This is a genomic window from Polynucleobacter sp. 35-46-11 (assembly GCF_002281105.1).
Window position 1 is genome coordinate 1 of sequence record NZ_NCFJ01000613.1, and the last position, 1,389, is coordinate 1,389.

Here is a 1,389-nt window from a genome sequence, read left to right on the forward strand (position 1 = left end):
TGCCGTCAGATTTTTATCAAAAGGGGTAAGCCAACCATTCGGTAAATAGAAGACTGCCACGACAAGTGGAATTGCGGCAACACGCAACCAGGTTAAGGCGATGGGCAAATTAAATGGCATATATCAAGCATAAACCAATGTGACGGCACTTGGAAATCAATGGAGTTGCCGATAGATTTGCTCAGCCAAAGCTGTGGAGATTCCCTCGACAGTTGCAATTTCCTCGATGGTGGCATTAGCTACCCCACGCAGACCACCAAAGCGGGCTAGCAGTTTCTGGCGACGTTTTGCTCCTATCCCCTCAATTTCCTCTAACTGAGAAACTGTTCTGGCTTTAGCCCGTTTGGCGCGCATACCCGTGATAGCAAAGCGGTGTGCTTCATCCCGAATTTGGGCAACCAATAACAAAGCAGGACTATCAATGCCAAGCTCTAGCGGCTTTCTATCATCGGCAAAAATTAAAGTCTCTAGACCAACCTTGCGCCCTTCCCCTTTAGCTACCCCAACGATCAAACCAATGTCCATGCCAAATTCAGATAAAACCTGACGTGCCATTTCTACCTGGCCTTTGCCGCCATCAATCAAAATCACCTGCGGTATTTTCTCGATGGGTAGCTCTTGGAAGTTAGCGTAACGCCTTTGCAATACCTGGCGCATAGCAGCATAGTCATCGCCAGGCGTAATGTCATTGATATTAAAGCGGCGATATTCACTTGCTTGCATGGCATTTTTGGAATACACCACACAAGAAGCTTGGGTAGCCTCACCAGAGGTATGGCTAATGTCAAAACATTCAATACGTAAATGCTCCAAGCTTTCCAGCTCAAGACCTAAGATATCGGCCAAAGATCTTGCCCGAGCAAGCTGTCCACCTGTCTCTACAAGCCGCTTAGCAATCGCAATTTTGGCGTTACCCTCAGCCATGGATAACCAATGACGTCTTTGACCTTGAGGTTGATGCAAGAAGGTAATCCGTTTACCGGCTTGAGCATTAAGCAAATCACGCAAACTTTCTGGAGCCAATTCATCACCCGCCTCTGCGGCAGAAATACCTTCAGGGGATTTCTGTAATGAATGATTAAGAACAATCACTGGTGGAATGAGATTGGTTCTTGACTCAACATCAAGCTCTTTATCTTCTAAATAGTGTTGAGCAATAAAAGCTTCTAGAATTTCTTCAGACGGCGGCAACTCCCCTGATGTTGTTCTCAAGCCTTTTGGGAAATAGGCCCGATCACCCAGATGACGGCCGCCCCGAATCATCGCCAAGTTCACGCAGACTACCCCTTCCATCTGCGCGACGGCAATCACATCCACATCACCTTCACCATCAGCAACGGTATCCATCGATTGCTGTTGCAGCACACTAGACAGATCGGCAATTCGATC

Annotated in this window: 1 protein-coding gene and 1 pseudogene; both read right to left on the minus strand. The window is 47.4% G+C overall.

Going from position 1 to position 1,389, the window contains the following annotated elements; translation table 11 throughout:
* Positions 1 to 120: pseudogene (locus B7Y67_RS18145) on the minus strand (CDP-diacylglycerol--glycerol-3-phosphate 3-phosphatidyltransferase); the annotation flags it as partial.
* Between the two features lie 36 nt (positions 121 to 156).
* On the minus strand, positions 157 to 1,389 hold a 1,233-nt coding region (locus tag B7Y67_RS18150), incomplete at its 5' end, for an excinuclease ABC subunit UvrC (protein WP_293599831.1).